The organism is Exiguobacterium sp. s128, from assembly GCF_018618815.1.
GTDB classification, from domain to species: Bacteria; Bacillota; Bacilli; order Exiguobacteriales; family Exiguobacteriaceae; genus Exiguobacterium_A; species Exiguobacterium_A antarcticum.
Genome location: NZ_JACSMT010000002.1, coordinates 1 through 18,037, shown reverse-complemented (window position 1 = coordinate 18,037; position 18,037 = coordinate 1). Strand labels below are relative to the sequence as shown.

General features: G+C 45.0%; 17 protein-coding genes. All 17 read left to right on the top strand.

Annotated elements, in window-relative coordinates:
• The first annotated feature begins 10 nt into the window (after positions 1-10).
• The 17 genes from KNQ13_RS01190 (at position 11) to KNQ13_RS01110 (ending at position 17,865) form a co-directional block, all read left to right on the top strand.
• Complete coding sequence (locus tag KNQ13_RS01190; protein WP_014969840.1) at positions 11-2,083, top strand: peptidoglycan D,D-transpeptidase FtsI family protein; 2,073 nt, start codon at positions 11-13, stop codon at positions 2,081-2,083.
• A gap of 224 nt (positions 2,084-2,307) precedes the next feature.
• Positions 2,308-3,252, top strand: coding sequence for a PstS family phosphate ABC transporter substrate-binding protein (locus KNQ13_RS01185; protein WP_014969841.1), 945 nt, complete (start codon positions 2,308-2,310; stop codon positions 3,250-3,252).
• Between the two features lie 95 nt (positions 3,253-3,347).
• Complete coding sequence (pstC, locus tag KNQ13_RS01180) at positions 3,348-4,286, top strand: phosphate ABC transporter permease subunit PstC (RefSeq protein WP_014969842.1); 939 nt, start codon at positions 3,348-3,350, stop codon at positions 4,284-4,286.
• A gap of 1 nt (position 4,287) precedes the next feature.
• Positions 4,288-5,196 carry a phosphate ABC transporter permease PstA gene (pstA, locus tag KNQ13_RS01175; protein ID WP_014969843.1) on the top strand — a complete coding sequence of 303 codons (909 nt, stop codon included), beginning with the start codon at positions 4,288-4,290 and terminating at the stop codon, positions 5,194-5,196.
• A 100-nt stretch (positions 5,197-5,296) separates the two neighbouring features.
• The gene (gene pstB, locus KNQ13_RS01170) at positions 5,297-6,073 is read left to right on the top strand and encodes a phosphate ABC transporter ATP-binding protein PstB (protein ID WP_051004083.1); all 777 of its coding nucleotides are present in this window, start codon (positions 5,297-5,299) and stop codon (positions 6,071-6,073) included.
• A 16-nt stretch (positions 6,074-6,089) separates the two neighbouring features.
• The gene (gene phoU, locus KNQ13_RS01165; protein WP_014969845.1) at positions 6,090-6,752 is read left to right on the top strand and encodes a phosphate signaling complex protein PhoU; all 663 of its coding nucleotides are present in this window, start codon (positions 6,090-6,092) and stop codon (positions 6,750-6,752) included.
• A gap of 108 nt (positions 6,753-6,860) precedes the next feature.
• The gene (locus KNQ13_RS01160) at positions 6,861-7,598 is read left to right on the top strand and encodes a DUF4912 domain-containing protein (RefSeq protein WP_026831043.1); all 738 of its coding nucleotides are present in this window, start codon (positions 6,861-6,863) and stop codon (positions 7,596-7,598) included.
• Between the two features lie 39 nt (positions 7,599-7,637).
• Positions 7,638-9,821 (top strand): 1,4-alpha-glucan branching protein domain-containing protein, encoded by a 2,184-nt coding sequence (locus KNQ13_RS01155; RefSeq protein ID WP_014969847.1) that lies wholly within the window; start codon positions 7,638-7,640, stop codon positions 9,819-9,821.
• A 104-nt stretch (positions 9,822-9,925) separates the two neighbouring features.
• The gene (gene rpmG, locus KNQ13_RS01150) at positions 9,926-10,075 is read left to right on the top strand and encodes a 50S ribosomal protein L33 (protein ID WP_012369771.1); all 150 of its coding nucleotides are present in this window, start codon (positions 9,926-9,928) and stop codon (positions 10,073-10,075) included.
• Positions 10,076-10,137: 62 nt separating this feature from the next.
• Positions 10,138-10,686: a 5-formyltetrahydrofolate cyclo-ligase gene (locus KNQ13_RS01145; RefSeq protein WP_014969848.1), complete on the top strand. Its 549-nt coding sequence runs from the start codon at positions 10,138-10,140 to the stop codon at positions 10,684-10,686.
• Complete coding sequence (locus KNQ13_RS01140) at positions 10,677-11,456, top strand: DUF92 domain-containing protein (RefSeq protein ID WP_014969849.1); 780 nt, start codon at positions 10,677-10,679, stop codon at positions 11,454-11,456. The genes KNQ13_RS01145 and KNQ13_RS01140 overlap by 10 nt, the downstream gene beginning before the upstream one ends.
• A 166-nt stretch (positions 11,457-11,622) precedes the next feature.
• Positions 11,623-12,576, top strand: coding sequence for an L-lactate dehydrogenase (locus KNQ13_RS01135; protein ID WP_014969850.1), 954 nt, complete (start codon positions 11,623-11,625; stop codon positions 12,574-12,576).
• 188 nt (positions 12,577-12,764) lie between these two features.
• Positions 12,765-13,274, top strand: a complete 510-nt coding sequence (locus KNQ13_RS01130) for a GNAT family N-acetyltransferase (protein ID WP_014969851.1) — start codon at positions 12,765-12,767, stop codon at positions 13,272-13,274.
• 192 nt (positions 13,275-13,466) lie between these two features.
• Positions 13,467-14,504 carry a M42 family metallopeptidase gene (locus KNQ13_RS01125; protein WP_026831044.1) on the top strand — a complete coding sequence of 346 codons (1,038 nt, stop codon included), beginning with the start codon at positions 13,467-13,469 and terminating at the stop codon, positions 14,502-14,504.
• Entirely contained in the window at positions 14,488-14,685 is a 198-nt protein-coding gene (locus KNQ13_RS01120; protein ID WP_014969853.1) for a YqgQ family protein, read from the top strand. Before KNQ13_RS01125 ends, KNQ13_RS01120 begins: the two co-directional genes overlap by 17 nt.
• A gap of 78 nt (positions 14,686-14,763) precedes the next feature.
• Positions 14,764-15,720, top strand: a complete 957-nt coding sequence (locus KNQ13_RS01115; protein ID WP_014969854.1) for an ROK family glucokinase — start codon at positions 14,764-14,766, stop codon at positions 15,718-15,720.
• A 219-nt stretch (positions 15,721-15,939) separates the two neighbouring features.
• Positions 15,940-17,865 (top strand): LTA synthase family protein, encoded by a 1,926-nt coding sequence (locus tag KNQ13_RS01110; protein WP_209547904.1) that lies wholly within the window; start codon positions 15,940-15,942, stop codon positions 17,863-17,865.
• The last annotated feature ends 172 nt before the right edge of the window (positions 17,866-18,037 follow it).

Below are 18,037 nucleotides of genomic sequence, written 5' to 3'. Positions count from 1 at the left end.
GGAGTACGCCATGGCGAAACGAATCACGGTAAGAGGGAAACGGCGGAACCACCTGCCGCTTCGCTTGAATTTAATGTTCTTTGTAGTATTTTTATTGTTTGCGATTTTAATTTTCCGCTTAGGTGTCGTACAAATCGTCAACGGTGAGAAAATATCACGGGAAGTCCAAAAAACAGAGATGATTGCCTCCAAGTACGAGGTACCACGCGGAAAGATTTACGATCGGGATGGACGACTGTTAGTCGATACGATTTCGAAGTATTCAATCGTCTACCGCCGTTCTCAAAACACAAAGGTTGACGAGCGGATTGAGATTGCATCACGCCTTGCAGCCATCATCAAGTTGCCAAAAGACGATTGGAAAGTAACAGAGCGGGATATGAAGGATTACTGGATTGCCGTCAACGGTGACGAGTCAGACCGTCGTTATGAACAAGCGGTTAAAGAGAAGTATCCGGATGCTGAAACACGTGATGAATTATCGATTTCGGAACAAGATCAACTTCGTCTCGATACGATTACAGAAAAAGATATCGACTTTGATGATCAGACGATGGAAATCATCGCGATCAAACACAACATGGAAGTCGGTTACGCCCTTGATCCGCAACTTGTTAAATTAGGCGCGGACGCTAAAGAGATGGCAATCATCGATGAAAACCTGGAAGAGTTAAAAGGGGTTTCTGTCGAGCCGTTTTATGAACGTTCGTACCCTTATGAAGGAACATTACGTAACATCTTCGGGAAATATTCGAAAATTCCGGCAGAGCAACAAGCGGAGTTTAAGGCAAAAGGTTATAGCTTAAATGACCGTGTCGGAACCTCATTCTTGGAACAACAATATGAAGATTTATTACGAGGGAAACCAGCGTATGATGTGTATGAAACGTTTAATGGCGAACCGGTTGGTGAACCAAACCGTGAGGAAGGCGAGTCAGGGAAAGATCTCGTTTTGACGGTTGATGCGGAATACAATAAACAAGTTGACCAAATCTTGCAGCAAGCAATCAAAATGGGTCGCGGCATGGGCAGTGGCTATCTAAAAGAAGGGTATGCCGTCGTCATGAATCCGCAGACCGGTGAAATTCTTGCCATGTCCGGACAAAAACTCGACACGTCAACGAACAAATTTAGTGATGTTGCCATCAATAACGTCTTGACGTCCCTTCAAATCGGTTCGACGATTAAGGGAGCGACGGTTGCGATGGGACTTGAGGAAGGTGTCATTCGTCAAAATGAAGTCATCAACGATGCGCCGATTACGATCGGCGGTACTAAAAAAGGGTCGTATGTCAACATGGGACCGATTACGGATCTGACGGCACTTGAACGTTCATCCAACGTCTACATGTTTAACATCGCGATGCGGATGGCAAATTATCCGAGTAATGGTGTGGCTGGTGCGAGTGTTGATGCAGCGGCGGCGATCATGCAGAACTATTACAGCCAATTTGGTCTAGGTGTCACGACGGGAATTGATTTGCCCTATGAAGCCAAAGGGGTACAAGGAACACCAGACCGTGTCACGCTCTTGATGGACCGAGTGATTGGTCAATATGATGCCTTTACACCGTTACAGGTGGCTCAGTACATCTCGACACTCGCCAATGGTGGGTATCGCGTGCAGCCTCACTTCTTAAAAGAAGTATTGGCTTCGAATTCAATCGAAGATGGAACAAAGCAAGTCGATTACAGCTTCAAAACAAATTACCTGAACCGACTCGAAGTTAGTCAAGCGAACATCGATCACGTTCGCGAAGGGTTACACCGAGTCGTCAAAGGAGAACGTGGTACGTCTAAAATCATTGCTCAGACGGGGATTGATGCGGCAGCCAAAACCGGAACGGCACAGGTCAGTGTGTATGGCGAAGATGGCATCGCACTTCGAGATGGTAGCGGACAACCGGTTCGTTCATTAAACTCGAACCTGGTCGGTTGGGCACCATACGACAATCCAGAGATGGCGTGGGCCGTGTTCCTTCCATATATGGAGCAAGAAACAGTCAACTCGAAGATTGGTCATGATTTAGTCAAAGCATACTTCAACGTCAAGGACGTTCCATGGCAGACTAAGCCAAATTAACTAGTCAAGCGAAGGTGAGGAAACTCATCTTCGTTTTTTTTGTATGGATTGACCTGTTTTTCTAATGAAGTTCAGATTGTAAACGCAGAAATACACGCCTTTACAATTCTTTTACGTTGGATTCATTTTGGTTTAATAGTTCATCCGTAGTATAAGTCTTGTAAGGAAAACGGATATAAAGTCGTAGCGTTACCAGCGACATACTTCGAGGAGGAAAATTAATCATGTCTTGGATGAAAAAAACAGCTCTTATCACAACGGTAGCGTCAATCGCAGTAGTCGGTGCGGCATGCGGAAATGACAAAGGTGGCTCTTCAAGTTCTTCTGATCTTTCAGGAAAGATCGCAGTAGATGGATCTTCAACAGTCTTCCCAATCATGGAAGCAGTCGGTGAAGAGTATTCAATCGAACAACCAGACGTCGACGTGACAGTCGGAGTATCCGGAACGGGTGGCGGATTCAAACGTTTTGTCGTTGGTGAAACGGATCTTTCAAACGCGTCACGTGAAATCAAAGATGAAGAAGCAGCGGAAGCTGAAAAAAATAACATTGAATATACACGCTTATCCCTTGCACTTGACGGTTTGACAGTCGCTGTCAGCAAACAAAATACATGGGTCAAGGAATTGACACTCGATCAACTGAACAAGATGTGGCTCGATCCAAACATCAAGACGTGGAAAGATGTTGATCCATCATACCCGGCAGAACCAATCAAATTCTTCAGCCCGGGTAAAGATTCAGGAACGTTTGATTATTTCGATGAAGAAGTATTAGATGAAAAAGATATGCGTAAAGACGTTCAGCTCTCAGAAGACGATAACGTTCTTGTCAAAGGGGTTGAAGGCACAAAAGGTGCAATCGGATACTTCGGTTATGCCTACTACGCAGAAAATAAAGACAAGCTAAAAGAAGTTCCACTCTCAGCTGAAGGAAAAGATGCGGTTGATCCGACACCAGAAACAATCAATGACCTGTCTTACCCACTGTCGCGTGAGATTTACACGTACGTCAACAACAAATCGTTAAAAGATAAAAAACAAGTCGCCGATTTCGTTCAATTCACAAATGAAAACGCAGGAGACTTGGCTGAAGAAGTTGGTTACGTCAAGATGAAACAAGATCGTTATGACGAAAACGCAAAAGCTATCGAAGACGCAATGAAATAACCATCACCACACGAGGACGGCCCAAAAAAAGGGGAAATTCCCTTTTTTCGGGTCCCGTTCCTATGTAGGCATGATGAAGTAGGGAGCGAAGAAGGATGAATTCATCAAACAAATCGGTTCGCGAGCTGATTCAACAGAACCGACAACAAAAATTTAGCATGAAAAATCTTATGGAACGTTTCATGCCGATCGTACTGTTCCTATGTGCGTTCGTTTCAGTCGTTACGACCATCGGCATCATTCTCACGTTAGTTCTTGAAACGCGTCACTTCTTTGAAGTGGTTTCCATCAAAGAATTTTTCGGCAGTACGAGCTGGTATCCACTTAACTCGCAACCTGAGTATGGAATTTGGCCGCTTGTCGTCGGAACGCTTGAAATTACCGTGATTGCGATGCTAGTTGCCGTGCCGATTGGACTCACTTCTGCGATTTATTTGAGTGAGTATGCATCAGAACGCGCACGCCGTGTTCTCAAACCAATTCTTGAAGTTTTAGCCGGTGTTCCGACAATCGTCTTCGGATTTTTCGCCTTGACGTTTGTCACACCATTACTCGTTAAACTCATTCCGGGTCTTGCAATCTACAATGCCTTAAGCCCGGGGATCGTCGTCGGAATCATGATCATCCCGATGATCGCCTCGATTTCGGAAGATGCGATGAGTTCGGTTCCGAAAAAAATCCGAGACGGTGCGTTGGCGCTTGGCTCAACACGTCTTGAAGTCGCTTTAAAAGTGGTTGTTCCGGCAGCACTTTCAGGGATCATCGCGTCAATCGTTCTCGGGATGTCACGTGCGATTGGTGAGACGATGATCGTAACGATTGCTGGTGGATCGAATCCGACGGCTCTCGTCAACCCGTTAGAACCGGTTCAAACGATGACGGCTTATATCGTTCAGGTCGCACTTGGTGATGCTGGATTCGGTACGATTGAATACTATAGTATCTACGCTGTCGGTACGTTGTTGTTCGTCTTTACTCTTTTGATGAACTTACTCGCGAACTGGATCACGCGTCGTTTCAGAGAGGAGTACTAAGATGGCCTTACCAGAAAAACAACCCGTACAAAAAAAGTTTATCGATCCTGTTGCTGTTAAAAAGTCGATCAGTCAACGCTTGGTCGTCAACAATATCACTAAAATCATCTTCTTGATTGGACTGTTATTTGGTTTAGTCGTGCTTGGTATTCTTCTGTTTGGTGTCGTCCGTGACGGAGCAGCTTGGCTGTCACTCGACTTCCTCCAGAATGCACCGTCCCGCCGACCGGACCGCGCAGGGATCTATCCTGCTTTAATGGGTTCGATCTTCTTGATGCTGTTGATCATTCCGATGATTTTCATTCTCGGAGTAGGCGCCGCGATCTATCTAGAAGAGTATGCGAAAAAAGGACGGATGACGTCATTTATTGAAGTCAACATCTCAAACTTAGCCGGTGTCCCGTCAATCGTCTTCGGATTACTCGGACTGACGTTCTTCGTTCGGAACATGGGCTTTGGATCAACCTTGATTGCGGGAGCCTTGACGCTTGCATTGATGAGCTTACCGGTCGTCATCGTCTCTTCCCAAGAAGCAATTCGTGCGGTGCCACAAGCGATGCGCCATGCATCCCTTGCTCTTGGAGCTTCAAAGTGGCAAACGACGTTCAAAGTCGTTTTACCGGCTTCCTTGCCAGGCGTCATCACGGGGATCATCCTTGCGGTATCACGTGCGATCGGAGAGACGGCGCCACTCATCATGGTTGGTGCAGCCATCTTCATCGCCCGCGCACCAGAAGGAATCTTCTCAGAATTTACAGCGTTACCGATTCAAATCTACAACTGGACAAGCCGCCCGCAGGCTGACTTCCAAGGTCTTGCTGCTGCCGGAATCATCGTCTTGATGGTTATTCTGTTGACGATGAACTCGCTTGCGATTTGGATTCGGAACCGTTTCTCAAAACGATACTAATCGAACAAGTAAAATAAACAACGTTCTGAACCACTAAGGAGGAACACAGATGATGGATACGAAGCTGACGACGAAACCAGCCAAAGAAGGGGCAAAAACGATGAATCAACCAGTAGCTACGCGACAAAGTGTATACCGTGTAAACGATTTGAACCTATGGTACGGGGACGATCACGCCTTAAAAGATGTCAATCTCGATATCAAACAAAATGAAGTCACGGCAATCATCGGACCGTCAGGATGCGGGAAATCGACGTTCATCAAAACGTTGAACCGGATGGTTGAACTTGTACCAATCGTTCGGACGAACGGAGTCATCGAGTACCACGGTCGCAATATCTTTGATAAAGATTATGAAGTCGAAGAATTACGGACATCGGTCGGGATGGTATTCCAACAACCAAATCCGTTCCCAAAATCGATTTATGATAACATCGCCTACGGACCACGTGTCCACGGCGTCAAGAACAAGAAAATCTTAGATGAAATCGTCGAACGGAGTTTACGTGGGGCAGCGATCTGGGAAGAAGTCAAGGATCGGTTGAACGAGAATGCGTACGGCTTATCCGGTGGACAGCAACAACGTCTCTGTATCGCACGTTGTTTGGCAATCGAACCGGATGTCATCTTGATGGATGAACCAACATCGGCACTTGATCCAATCTCGACGTTAAAAGTCGAAGAATTGGTTCAAGAACTAAAAAAAGACTACTCGATCATCATCGTTACGCATAATATGCAACAAGCAGCACGTGTATCGGATAAAACAGCCTTTTTCTTAAACGGTGAAGTCGTTGAATTCGATCAAACAGATCGAATCTTCTCGAATCCGAGTGATAAACGGACAGAAGACTATATCTCAGGACGATTCGGATAACGAGGAGGAACTTTCAATGGCAGCGAACCGGACAATTTTTGGAGAAAACCTGGCAGTACTCGATCAAAAAGTATTTTTGTTAGCCCGTAAGACGATGCAACAGATTGCGACGACGGCGGAAGCATTAGAAAAATACGACCGCGACATCGCACTCAAAGTCATCGAAAATGATAATGAGCTCGATGCCCTCGAACTTGAAATCAATGATGATGCGATTTTGCTGATTGCGAAACAACAACCCGTTGCGACCGATTTAAGACGGTTGATTACAGCGATCAAGATTGCGACCGATTTAGAACGGATTGCCGATTATGCCGGCAATATCTCAAAGGCGGTCTTACGTGTCGAAACATTTCCGTACGTGATTGATATCTCGCTGTTAAAAGAAGCGTTCGAAACGTTACTTGATATGACGGAGACTGCGATCGTCGCCTATCGAGATGGCGATATTGAAAAGGCAAAAGCCTTATCGGAGCTCGATAACATCATTGATGAGACGACGTATAAAGCATTACGTCAATACATGCGTCACATGTCGTTACAGCCAATCGTCGTCGATGAAATCATGCAGTTTACGAATATCTGCCGATACATCGAACGGATGGGTGATCATTTGACGAATGTCGGAGAACATCTCATTTATCTAGAAAAAGGAAAACACTATGATTTAAACAACTAATTGCAGTAGGCTAGAGGGAGATCCTCAGCCTACTTTTTTTTGTAAAGGATTTTGAAACAAGTTTGTAGAATAAGAAAGAAGTGAATAAAGAGAAAGAGGTGATAGGTAATGCTTGAAAAAATCATAAAATTAAAAGAACAGGGACTGACGATTAAACAAATCGCAGAACAAGTAGAATCGACGGAAGGTAAAGTCAAATATGCGTGGAGCAAATACCGGAAGTCATTAACAGAAAACAAAACAGCACCAACGGAAACTGCTACGGCTACTAAACCAAAAAAGAAGAAGGCAGGGGTAACCGTGAGCGCTCCGAAACAAAATGAAATCGTACCTGCACTGACAGCAATTCCTTCATTGGAACGAGATGCTTTTGGGATGGCGACACATTATGAAGATGATATCATGCATGCGATCGTTCAGTCGCCGACAGCGGTCTATGTTTACTGGGAGTTATCCGAATTATCGCGAAAAATGCTCGAGACACATTATCATGCTTCTTTTGATTCGTTCCGCAAAGAGATGCGCGTCATTGATGTGACATTACGGGATTATGAAAAAGGGGAAGCTAACCGGACCTATCAATTCGAATTACCAGAAATGACGAATACATGGTTTGTCCGTCCGTTGATGCCGAATACTACATACATCATCGAATGGGGCATTCAGACGATCGATGGAGATTTCTTACCGGTCCTACGTTCGAAACCGGTTGAGACACCGCGTGATGAACCTGTCACGGAGGGTCGTTTTGCAGAAGTCGTCGCACGTTGGCAGTCTGGTGAAGTAGAACAACCAGAGTGGGTGGAAGTCTTACGTCCATACTCTTACTTTGACCGAGTCCGTTAAGCAAAACAGATAGAAAGCACAAGGAGAGGAAGAACAGACATGCGCAAAGGTTATTTTTCATTAGTCCTACACGCCCATTTACCATACATCCGACACCAGGAAGCCCATCGGCTTGAAGAACGTTGGATGTATGAAGCGATTTCAGAAACGTATATTCCATTGTTATGGGAAATTAATCGATTGGAACGTCCGCTCGGTTGGACGATCAGTATCTCACCACCTGTCATCGAGATGTTGGCGGATTCATTGATTCAAAGTCGTTACGTTGAACATCTTGAAGACACGTTACGTTTGATCGAACAGGAGCTCCAACGTGATTTAATGAAAGAAGAGCGTGATGCACTTTTATTCTATAAAGAACGCTATCATGATTTAAAAGTGACATTTGAACATTGGGGGCGCGATTTGAACGGGGCGTTCCGTCACTATAAAGAACAAGGTTATCTGGAATTGATGACATGTACCGCAACACACGGATTCAGTCCGCACATGTTGTCGGAACAAGCAGCTCGGTCTGAGATCCAAACCGGATTAAACTGTTTCGAACGTCATTACGGATATCGTCCGACAGGTCTTTGGATGCCGGAATGTGCGTATACACCAGGACTTGATAAAATCATGTACGAAGAAGGGATCCGGTATACGTTTGTCGATGAACACTCGATTCTCAATGCCGATCCTGCCCCTAAACATGGAATCGGCGCACCGGTCTATTCACCACACGGCGTCGCTCTATTCCCGCGTGATCAGATCATCTCGGGTCGCATCTGGAGTTCTGTCATCGGGTATCCCGGGCATCCGGACTACCGTGAATTTTATCGGGATCTCGCTTACGATCGGGAATGGGATCAAATTGCTGAATTCATGCATCCGGAAGGACTTCGGTATGATACCGGCTTAAAACTGCACCGGGTTACAGGAGAGTCAGATCAAAAAGAATATTATGTCCGTGACTGGGCCTGGAAACGAACAGATGTCCATGCGACTGATTTTGCAGAAGCACTTGCGAATCATTTGGATGAGCAGAGTGGACAAGATTTCCCACCTTTTATCGTCACAGCACCGTTTGATGCGGAATTGTTCGGACATTGGTGGTTTGAAGGTCCTGACTTCCTCGGTAAAACGATGGAGCGGTTCGAAGACTACGGGATTGAATCGATTTCACCCACAACCTTCCTCGAACGCCATTTCCAAGATATCGAGACGGTTCATGTCGCGATGGGAACATGGGGACGAAAAGGATACGCAGATGTCTGGATCAACGAACGAAATGATTGGATGATTCGTCATTTACATCAACTTGAAAAACGGTTAGCGGGAGTTGTTTCACGTAATCGTCATCAAGATGAGTTGACCGTCAAAGCGAAACGTCAATTGATTCGCGAATATCTTCTTGCCGTCTCAAGTGACTGGCCATTTATTTTAGATGGACAGACAACTGCTCAATATGCAGCCAATCGGTTCCGTGAACATATCAAGCGGTTTGAAGAAACAGAACGTCGTCTGGATGCAAATGACTTGACGTTAGAATGGTTGGAAGCCCGTTATGCGGACTATCCATTCCTCGCAGATACGGATATCGACCCGGATGTCTTCTTGACACCACATGATTATTACGTCGCTGTACAACGGGATGCATCTTGGAACACGAATGCGATTCTGCTTTTGACGACTCAGTATGACGATCCAAATCGTCCGGTTGCTCAGTTCGCAAAACGATTAGCCGCTGCGGGAGAAAATGTCTATGTCATCACGTCAGGCACTCCGGATTACCAGCTTCAAGACGGCGTACATGTCTATCATGTCGAAGTCAACGGATTGCCGCTCATCCAAACGTACAATCAATTGGCGGGATTAAACCTGGCTGTCTTGCGACAGGCACAAGCGCTCAATAAAATCGTCGAATTCCGTTTGGTGCATAACTTCAATATGGAGACAGCTTCAGCTGCTCAATCGTTTGCTGAAATGAATGGGTTACCGCTTGTCAGTAACGTCTACAATCTCGAAAGTGAACGTTCACAGTCTGGAACCGGTGGTTTGGTCGTTGCGATCAAACGCCTCGAAGGAGAAGCGTTACGTCATTCAGAAGTCATCTATCTGGAGCGGGAAGAAGCACGAAACGGGATTGAACACGATTATCATGTAGCAAAAGAACTCCGTAATTTCCAAGTGGACCTTGAAAATCCATACCAGCATGTAACGATTCCGAAAAAGAACGGATGAACAGTTGCAATTCACTTCCTTTCTTGGTACGATACTTGAGTATGCTTAACCTTATGTAAAGCAAAAACACTTGATACACTGAGAGCTAGATAGGAGGGAATCCCATGCGCGTTAAAATTACTTTGGCTTGCACTGAAACTGGTGACCGTACTTATATCACTAAGAAGAACAAGCGTAACAACCCAGAGCGTCTTGAGTTGAAGAAATACAACCCACGTCTCCGTAAGCACACACTTCACCGTGAAGTAAAATAATTGAGATGGAAGCCATCACCTTGTGTGATGGCTTTTTTGTTGAATGAGGGGGAACAGAACAGATGGATAAACAGGAGTTACGCCAATTCATTGCCCATCAACTGGATACGTTAGAGAATCGAAAACAACGGGAACAACAGATTTACGACCAATTGTTTGGAATGCCAGAGTGGCATGCCGCACAATCGGTGGCAATCACATTATCTTTTCGAAATGAGTGTGCGACAGAGGAAATCATCTTAAAAGCATGGGAGCATGGAAAACACGTTGTCATTCCGAAAGTCGTCGAACGACAAATGCGATTTTTTGACTACACGCGAGCTAGTCGTTTAGTCGAAAATAAGATGGGCATCCGTGAACCGGACGAAACGGCTGTCGAACGGACGTTGGATACGATAGATCTCTGTATCGTCCCAGGGCGCGTCTTCATGAGAAACGGATTTCGAATCGGATGGGGCGGTGGATTTTATGACCGGGCCTTAGCGAGTTATCCAGGACACACCCTATCGGTTGCATTTGAGAAACAACTTGTTCCGATCTTTGATATCGAACCATTTGATCAACCGGTCAATCAAATCGTTACGGAATCTGAGGTCATCCGATGCCGTTGATCTATGGAATCTTATTTTGTTTGATACTCGGTTATCTCGGTTACCGGCTACATTTATTGACGATCACCGGTGCCATCTGGACAATTGTTGTCGGTACGGTCGTCATTTACGGATTGGGCTATAGCGGATTAATCGTACTAATGCTGTTTTTTGGAAGTTCTAGCCTCTTATCGAAACTCGGAAAACGAAGAAAACGTTCTGTCAATCAGATTGTTGAAAAAGATGGGGCGCGTGATGGTTGGCAAGTATTAGCAAATGGCGGGGTGGCGTCACTTGCTGCCGTCGGTATTATTTTTACCGATCATCCTAGTTTTTTATTGTTATTCCTGATTGTATTAGCAGCTTCGAATGCGGATACGTGGGCGTCTGAAATCGGACCATTGTCACAAAAAGAACCTTTTTTATTCAGTGGACGGCGCGTCCCTGCTGGAACAAGTGGGGCGATTTCAGTGCTTGGAACGTCAGCGACTGTGATTGGCGCCTTGTTCATCGCGACGGCGGGCGATTTATTGTTTGATTTGACGACGGCAGAATGGTTGCTAGTGACAGTTGGTGGTGTCTTAGGCAGTCTTTTCGATACGCTTTTCGGTGGGACGATCCAGCGGAAGTTCCGGTGCGCAGTGTGCGGTAAAGAAACTGAAAAGAGGATCCATCATGAAAAGCCGACGTTGTATGTCACGGGATGGAAGTGGCTTGGGAACGACGGTGTGAATTTTTTATCAAGCGGAATCGCTGGATTGATTGGTTTTATTGTCTACCGAATGTGGTAAGTGGAAGTTGTAGATGTAATTTTTCCTTATGTTAGGATATTATTGACACAAATTAGACAAGATGTGACCGTTTTCACAAGAAACAAACCTTTGTGAAAGATGTTACAATCTATTTGTGAGATAGTTAACAAACTTTTGAATTACCTTAGAAGGGTGGACATATAGAATGGAATTACATGCGAAAGTTACACGCGTTGCCTTGATTGGTGCGGGAGCTGTAGGGTCAAGTTTTGCGTATCAGATGTCAACTGCCGGATTATGCGAAGAATTAGTCATCATCGATGTCAATAAAGCGAAAGCAGAAGGGGAAGCGATGGATTTAAATCATGGAACGCCATTTAGTTCTTCTCCGATGCGCATCTGGGCTGGAGATTATTCTGATTGTAAAGATTCTGAAGTGATTGTCATCACGGCTGGAGCGCCACAAAAACCGGGTGAAACCCGGTTGGACCTCGTCGCTAAAAATGCTTTAATCATGAAAGAGATGATGCGTCAGATTATGGAGTCGGGTTTTGATGGGATTATCGTCGTCGCCTCGAACCCTGTAGACATCATGGCCCACTTAGCCTGGAAATATTCTGGTCTTCCTAAGTCACGTGTCTTTGGTTCTGGAACAGTTCTCGATACAGCACGGTTACGCCAAATGTTAGGGGAATACTTCCATATCGATTCTCGGAATGCACATGCCTATATTTTAGGGGAACACGGTGATACAGAGTTTGCAGCTTGGAGTAATTCTCGTATTTACGGCAAGACGATTGACGAGTTACTGGCAGAAGACGATCGTTATTCTCAGGCCGATCTAGATCAGATTTATATCAATGTCCGCGACGCTGCTTACCATATCATTGAACGCAAAGGGGCGACGTATTACGCGATTGGTCTTGGACTTGTTCGGATCGTCCGGGCAATCCTTGGGAATGAGAACTGTTTGTTGACGGTCGGGGCACACGTCGACGGACAGTATGGGATTTCCGGAATTCATATCGGTGTACCCGCTGTCATCAATCGTCAAGGAGTCCGCGAGATCATTGAAGTTTCGTTGACAGAAGAAGAACTCAAAAAATTCCATCATTCAGCCGAAGTCTTGCGGCAAACAATGGAACCCGTTCTTCGGTAAGCGTTACGAGATTTCTATAGAGTAAGCCGTTCCTTTCTATCAACTTAGAAGGAAACGGCTTTTTTTGCTTCACAGATTGTCGATCAAACGAGGTTTTATTTTACTAGAAAAAGGTTATGTAAGGGATAGAAGAGTTTTTCGTGCCATCGTGCTTGAGAAGAAAACGTATAAAGGGGAGAACGACAGTCATGTATACATTTCGAAAGTTAACGAAAGAAGATGCAGAACAGTATTGGAGTCTTCGACTCGAAGGGTTAAAAAATCATCCGGACGCATTTGGTCATTCGTTCGATGACGAACAACAAACACCGATTAAGGATGTCCAGGAAGGTCTTGAAGGTGATCCGGAATCGGATGAGATTTGGCTTGGAATGTTTGATGGTGAAAGATTGTTTGGATTCGGTCAAGTCAAACCGTATGAATTGTCACGCGAGTCGCACAAGGCGATGATATCCGGTGTTTATGTCTCACCTGATTATCGTGGCGGGACAGGACGTGCCTTGATGGAAGCCTTGATTGAAGAAGCCAAACAGATTCCGGACGTCGAACAAGTCATCTTAGCTGTTTTATCTGGAAACGAGGCAGCACAAAGTTTATATGAATCGCTTGGTTTTGAAGTATATGGCGAAGATCCGGATTCCGTTAAATTAGAAGATGGCACGTACCGTGATGATATCTGGATGAAAAAATACGTCTAAAGTTGTTTTGAATCCAGTCGTGAAGAAGTCCAAGTTCGATTCATGAAAAGTCGTAGTGTCGATGTGAGTTGACACTACGACTTTTCATGGTGGAGGAGTCATTGACGAATCCGTCGAATGTGTACCCGCTTGTTCCAACTTTTGTTATCATGGAGAAGGAGAAAACATTCGACATCAAGAGGAGTGAAGTATATGCAGGAAGTTGTTCAAACGATTCGCGACTTAGTGGAGATTCCGAGTCCGACTGGTTTTACGGTCCAAGCACTTACATATGTAGAAAATCGATTTAAAGAAGAAGAAATTTCCTATACAAAACTCGAAAAAGGTGCGTTGCTTGGCATGTTACCTGGCAAGTCACCCCGTATTCGTCTACTGACAGCCCATGTGGACACGTTAGGTGCGATGGTGAAGGAAATCCTGCCAACGGGACGTCTTAGCTTGTCGCAACTCGGAGGGTACGCTTGGACGGCGATTGAAGGCGAAAACTGCTTAGTCCACAAGATGGATGGTCAAACGATTTCTGGAACGATTTTATTCCACCATTCGAGTGTGCATACGTCTCGTGTCACGAACACAGAAGAACGGAGCGCAGCAAATATCGAAGTCCGACTTGATATTCGATCGACGACGGCTGAAGAAACACGGGTTGCTGGGATTGAGGTTGGTGATATCGTGACCTTTGATCCACGCTTCGTCCACACGGAAACGGGATTCGTAAAATCACGTCACCTTGATGATAAGGCGTCGGTTGCGTTACTACTGGAGCTCGTCAAGAAATGGAAAACCATCGACCTACCGCATCCTGTCCATATTTTAATCTCGAACTACGAAGAGGTTGGTTTTGGAGGAAACGCCGGTTTTTCGAAGGATGTCGCAGAATATATCGCTGTCGATATGGGGGCACTCGGGGAAGGGCAACATTCGGATGAATATACGGTCTCGATCTGTGCGAAGGATGGTTCAGGTCCATACGATCTAGCGTTACGTCACCAGTTTACGCGTCTCGCACAACAACAGGCGATTCCGTATAAAGTCGATATCTATCCGTATTATAGTTCAGATGCGTCGGCTGCCGTCCATGCCGGTCATGATGTTCGTCACGGACTACTTGGTCCCGGTATTGAATCAAGTCATTCGTACGAGCGGACACATGAAACATCGCTTCAAGCCACATATGATTTACTTGATGCATTCGTGAAGGAGCCGATGAACGATGAAAACACTTTATGATGTCCAACAGTTACTCAAATCCTATGGGACGATTGTGTATCTCGGGGACCGAGAATCGGATATCGCGATGATGATGCTGGAACTCGATGAACTCGATCAAGCAGGTGTGCTCGAGAAAAAACAGTATGATTCAGCAAAAATTATTTTGGCATATGAATTACAGCAATCAAGAAAAGGTTGAAAAGCTTGTGCAACCCTTTGCACTAGCTGACGAATCAGCTAAAATAAGGGGAGCGAAATTTTTTATCATAAGGGAGCAATGACGATGAAGTGGTTACTCGGTGTAGATATTGGTGGTACGACAGTCAAAATGGCGATTTTGGATCTGCAAGGCATCATTGTAGAGAAGTGGGAAATCGAGACGGTCATCTTGAATGATGGAGAACAAATTCCGAAAGACATCGCACGTTCGTTTTTTGAGAAGTGTCAACAAAGTAAGAAACGAGTCGAAGACTTTGTCGGAGCGGGAATCGGGGCACCGGGATTCATCGATTTCAATACGGGTGTCGTCGAAAAAGCGGTCAATATCGGCTGGAACAACTTCGAACTGGTTGGCGAATTCGAACGATTGACGGGCTTGCCGGCCGTCATCGAGAATGATGCCAACGCGGCAGCAATCGGCGAGATGTGGAAAGGTGCGGGCAGTGGTGCGACGGAACTACTTGCAGTGACACTTGGTACGGGCGTCGGGGGTGGATTGATCACCAATGGTCAAATCGTTCATGGGACGGTCGGTATGGCAGGGGAAATCGGACATATCACGATGTTGCCTGAAGGTGGCGTCATGTGCGGATGTGGGCGTAAAGGCTGTCTCGAGACGATCGCTTCTGCCACCGGTGTAGCACGGTTAGGTCTTGAGAAACGAAAAGGGCAAGTCACGCTTTTAAATGAAATTCAAGCGGTGACGGCAAAGGATGTTTTTGATGCCTATTCAAAAGGAGATGCCATTGCGACGGAAGTCGTCGAAGAGGTGGCCTTCCACCTTGGACTCGCGATTTCGAATTTGGCAAACAGTCTTAATCCTGAAATCATCGTCATTGGCGGTGGGGTCTCAAAAGCCGGTGATGCTTTGATGACGCCGTTAAAAGAAACATTTAAACGATTTGCCTTGCCGCGTGTCTTTGCATCAACGACATTTAAAATCGCTGAACTGGGCAATGATGCGGGTGTCATTGGTTGTGCATGGCTCGCAAAACAGATGTTCCTAAAAAAATAATTACACGAAGTTTTAAAAAAAGATTCGATATTTCGAATCTTTTTTTTATTTACAAACGTAATAAAAGTATGTGATTGTTAAGTATCGACCGGATTCCGGTTGCATTTTTGTAAAAGTAGGCGTAAAATTTTCACGTGATACGGGTATAAATAGATAAGGCATGTAAGTCGTGTAAAAGTTCGATATAAAGGACACACGTATATTAGGAGGCAGGTTTTTATGCAGCAAGACTCTGGCATCTGGTCGCGTATGCGACTAAAGGTGGGTCAAGGTGTTCGCAGCACCTATAAAGAGCACAAAGTCTTTTGGATTGCGACACTATTGATTTGGTTAAAGACGTATCTGGCGTATACGCTCTTTTTCAATGTGCCTGTGACGAACTCGGCACAAGCATTCATTTTACTGATTAATCCGATCAGTTCGGCGTTGTTCATGTTTGGATTTAGTTTCTTCTTCCGTGGAAACGTCCAAAAATGGTTTATCTACGGTACACTTGTCGTTGCGACATTGATACTGTATGCGGATATTATTTTCTTCCGTTTCTTCAATGATTATTTGACGTTACCGGTTCTCTTCCAAACATCAAATGCAGAGACGGTATCCGCCTCACTCGGTTCGTTACTGACGTGGGCAGATCTATTGATTGTCGGTGATCTATTGATTCTTCCATTCTTCCTTAGAAAAATGGATCTGTCGAAGAACATCGCGTCACGTGGACGTGCGATCTTAGCGTTCGTAGCGGCAACGGCTGTTTTCTTAGGAAACTTAGCACTTGCTGAAACAGAACGTCCAGAATTACTGACACGTGCATTTGACCGTGAATTGCTCGTCAAAAACATCGGTACTTTTAATTTCCACATGTATGATGCGTTGATCCAGTCGAAAACGTCGGCGCAAAAAGCATTGGCCGACAGCTCGGAACTTTCTGAAGTCCAAAGTTTTGCGGATGCAAAATATGCAAAACCGAATCCAGCGATGTTCGGCAAATACGAAGGGAAAAACGTCATCGTGATTTCGTTTGAGTCGGCTCAATCGTTTGCAGTCGGCTTAAAAGTACCAAACGGTCAAGAAATCACACCGAATCTCAACAAGCTAATCAAAGAATCACATTACTGGGATAACTTCTACCACAATACTGGGCAGGGGAAAACAGCGGATGCAGAATTCATTCTTGAAAACTCGATTTATCCATTAGGTCGAGGAGCGGCATTCTTTACGAACGGAGAAAACGAATTCCGTGCGACGCCGGAGATGTTAAAAGAAGATGGTTATTACTCAGCTGTATTCCATGCGAATAATAAATCCTTCTGGAACCGTGACATTGTCTACAATAGCTTTGGTGTCGATCGTTTCTTCTCGGAAACCGATTATGACCTAGGGGATCCGGACGATTTGACAGAATGGGGTCTACTTGATGATAAGTTCTTCGAGCAATCGTTACCGATGCTCAAAGATCTTCCACGACCATTCTATTCAAAATTCATCACACTTACGAACCATTATCCGTTTGAAATGCCAAAACCTGAAGATGAGCTCGTTCCACCGCTTGAAACGAGTTCAACGACATTAAACCATTATGTACAAGCACTTGCATATCAAGATATGGCGCTTGGTAAGTTCATTGAAGGTTTAAAGAAAGACGGCACATGGGACGATACGATCCTAATGGTGTACGGAGATCATTATGGTATCTCGACGAATCATAATGCTGCGATGGCAGAATTGTTGGAAAAAGATGAATTGACACCGTACGATGTCGCACAACTTCAACGTGTTCCGTTTGTCATCCACTTACCTGGACAAGATAAAGGTGTAAAACACGATGATGTCGCAAGTCAAATCGACATCAAACCGACGTTGCTGAATCTACTAGGCCACGATTTTAAAGATGAAGTCCTGTTCGGAACAGATTTGTTCTCAAAAGAACATAAAGATTATGCGTTGTTCCGTGACGGTTCTGTTATCACCGACAAAACGGTGTACACACAAGAAACGTGTTACGACCGTAAAACAGGTGAAGAAGTCACAGATGAACAAGTTGGCGCAATCTGTAAAGAGTCTGTCAAGCAGTCTGAAAAAGAACTCGGACTGTCTGATAAAGTCATCTATGGAGATCTGTTACGTTTTTTACAGACATCTAAATAATCTTTCTGCAAGGAAAGCGTCGGTAAACTTGATCAGTTTATCGGCGCTTTTTTAGCTGGAAAGTCAAAAAAAAAGGTCAGATCTAGACTGACCTAGCAATATGAGACACATATAAAACACCTTGATTAGGCTGCCAGTACACCATATTTTTTAGGTGTCAGGTAGCCTAATT

Excerpts from the sequence above, each read along its gene's own strand:
- KNQ13_RS01145 (WP_014969848.1), top strand. The coding sequence starts at position 10,138 with ATGGATAAACAGGAGTTACGCCAATTCATTGCCCATCAACTGGATACG.
- phoU (WP_014969845.1), top strand. The coding sequence starts at position 6,090 with ATGGCAGCGAACCGGACAATTTTTGGAGAAAACCTGGCAGTACTCGAT.
- KNQ13_RS01125 (WP_026831044.1), top strand. The coding sequence starts at position 13,467 with ATGCAGGAAGTTGTTCAAACGATTCGCGACTTAGTGGAGATTCCGAGT.
- KNQ13_RS01120 (WP_014969853.1), top strand. The coding sequence starts at position 14,488 with ATGAAAACACTTTATGATGTCCAACAGTTACTCAAATCCTATGGGACG.
- KNQ13_RS01115 (WP_014969854.1), top strand. The coding sequence starts at position 14,764 with ATGACGATGAAGTGGTTACTCGGTGTAGATATTGGTGGTACGACAGTC.
- KNQ13_RS01130 (WP_014969851.1), top strand. The coding sequence starts at position 12,765 with ATGTATACATTTCGAAAGTTAACGAAAGAAGATGCAGAACAGTATTGG.
- KNQ13_RS01110 (WP_209547904.1), top strand. The coding sequence starts at position 15,940 with ATGCAGCAAGACTCTGGCATCTGGTCGCGTATGCGACTAAAGGTGGGT.
- pstC (WP_014969842.1), top strand. The coding sequence starts at position 3,348 with ATGAATTCATCAAACAAATCGGTTCGCGAGCTGATTCAACAGAACCGA.
- KNQ13_RS01155 (WP_014969847.1), top strand. The coding sequence starts at position 7,638 with ATGCGCAAAGGTTATTTTTCATTAGTCCTACACGCCCATTTACCATAC.
- pstA (WP_014969843.1), top strand. The coding sequence starts at position 4,288 with ATGGCCTTACCAGAAAAACAACCCGTACAAAAAAAGTTTATCGATCCT.
- KNQ13_RS01140 (WP_014969849.1), top strand. The coding sequence starts at position 10,677 with ATGCCGTTGATCTATGGAATCTTATTTTGTTTGATACTCGGTTATCTC.
- KNQ13_RS01135 (WP_014969850.1), top strand. The coding sequence starts at position 11,623 with ATGGAATTACATGCGAAAGTTACACGCGTTGCCTTGATTGGTGCGGGA.
- KNQ13_RS01190 (WP_014969840.1), top strand. The coding sequence starts at position 11 with ATGGCGAAACGAATCACGGTAAGAGGGAAACGGCGGAACCACCTGCCG.
- KNQ13_RS01185 (WP_014969841.1), top strand. The coding sequence starts at position 2,308 with ATGTCTTGGATGAAAAAAACAGCTCTTATCACAACGGTAGCGTCAATC.
- rpmG (WP_012369771.1), top strand. The coding sequence starts at position 9,926 with ATGCGCGTTAAAATTACTTTGGCTTGCACTGAAACTGGTGACCGTACT.
- pstB (WP_051004083.1), top strand. The coding sequence starts at position 5,297 with ATGAATCAACCAGTAGCTACGCGACAAAGTGTATACCGTGTAAACGAT.
- KNQ13_RS01160 (WP_026831043.1), top strand. The coding sequence starts at position 6,861 with ATGCTTGAAAAAATCATAAAATTAAAAGAACAGGGACTGACGATTAAA.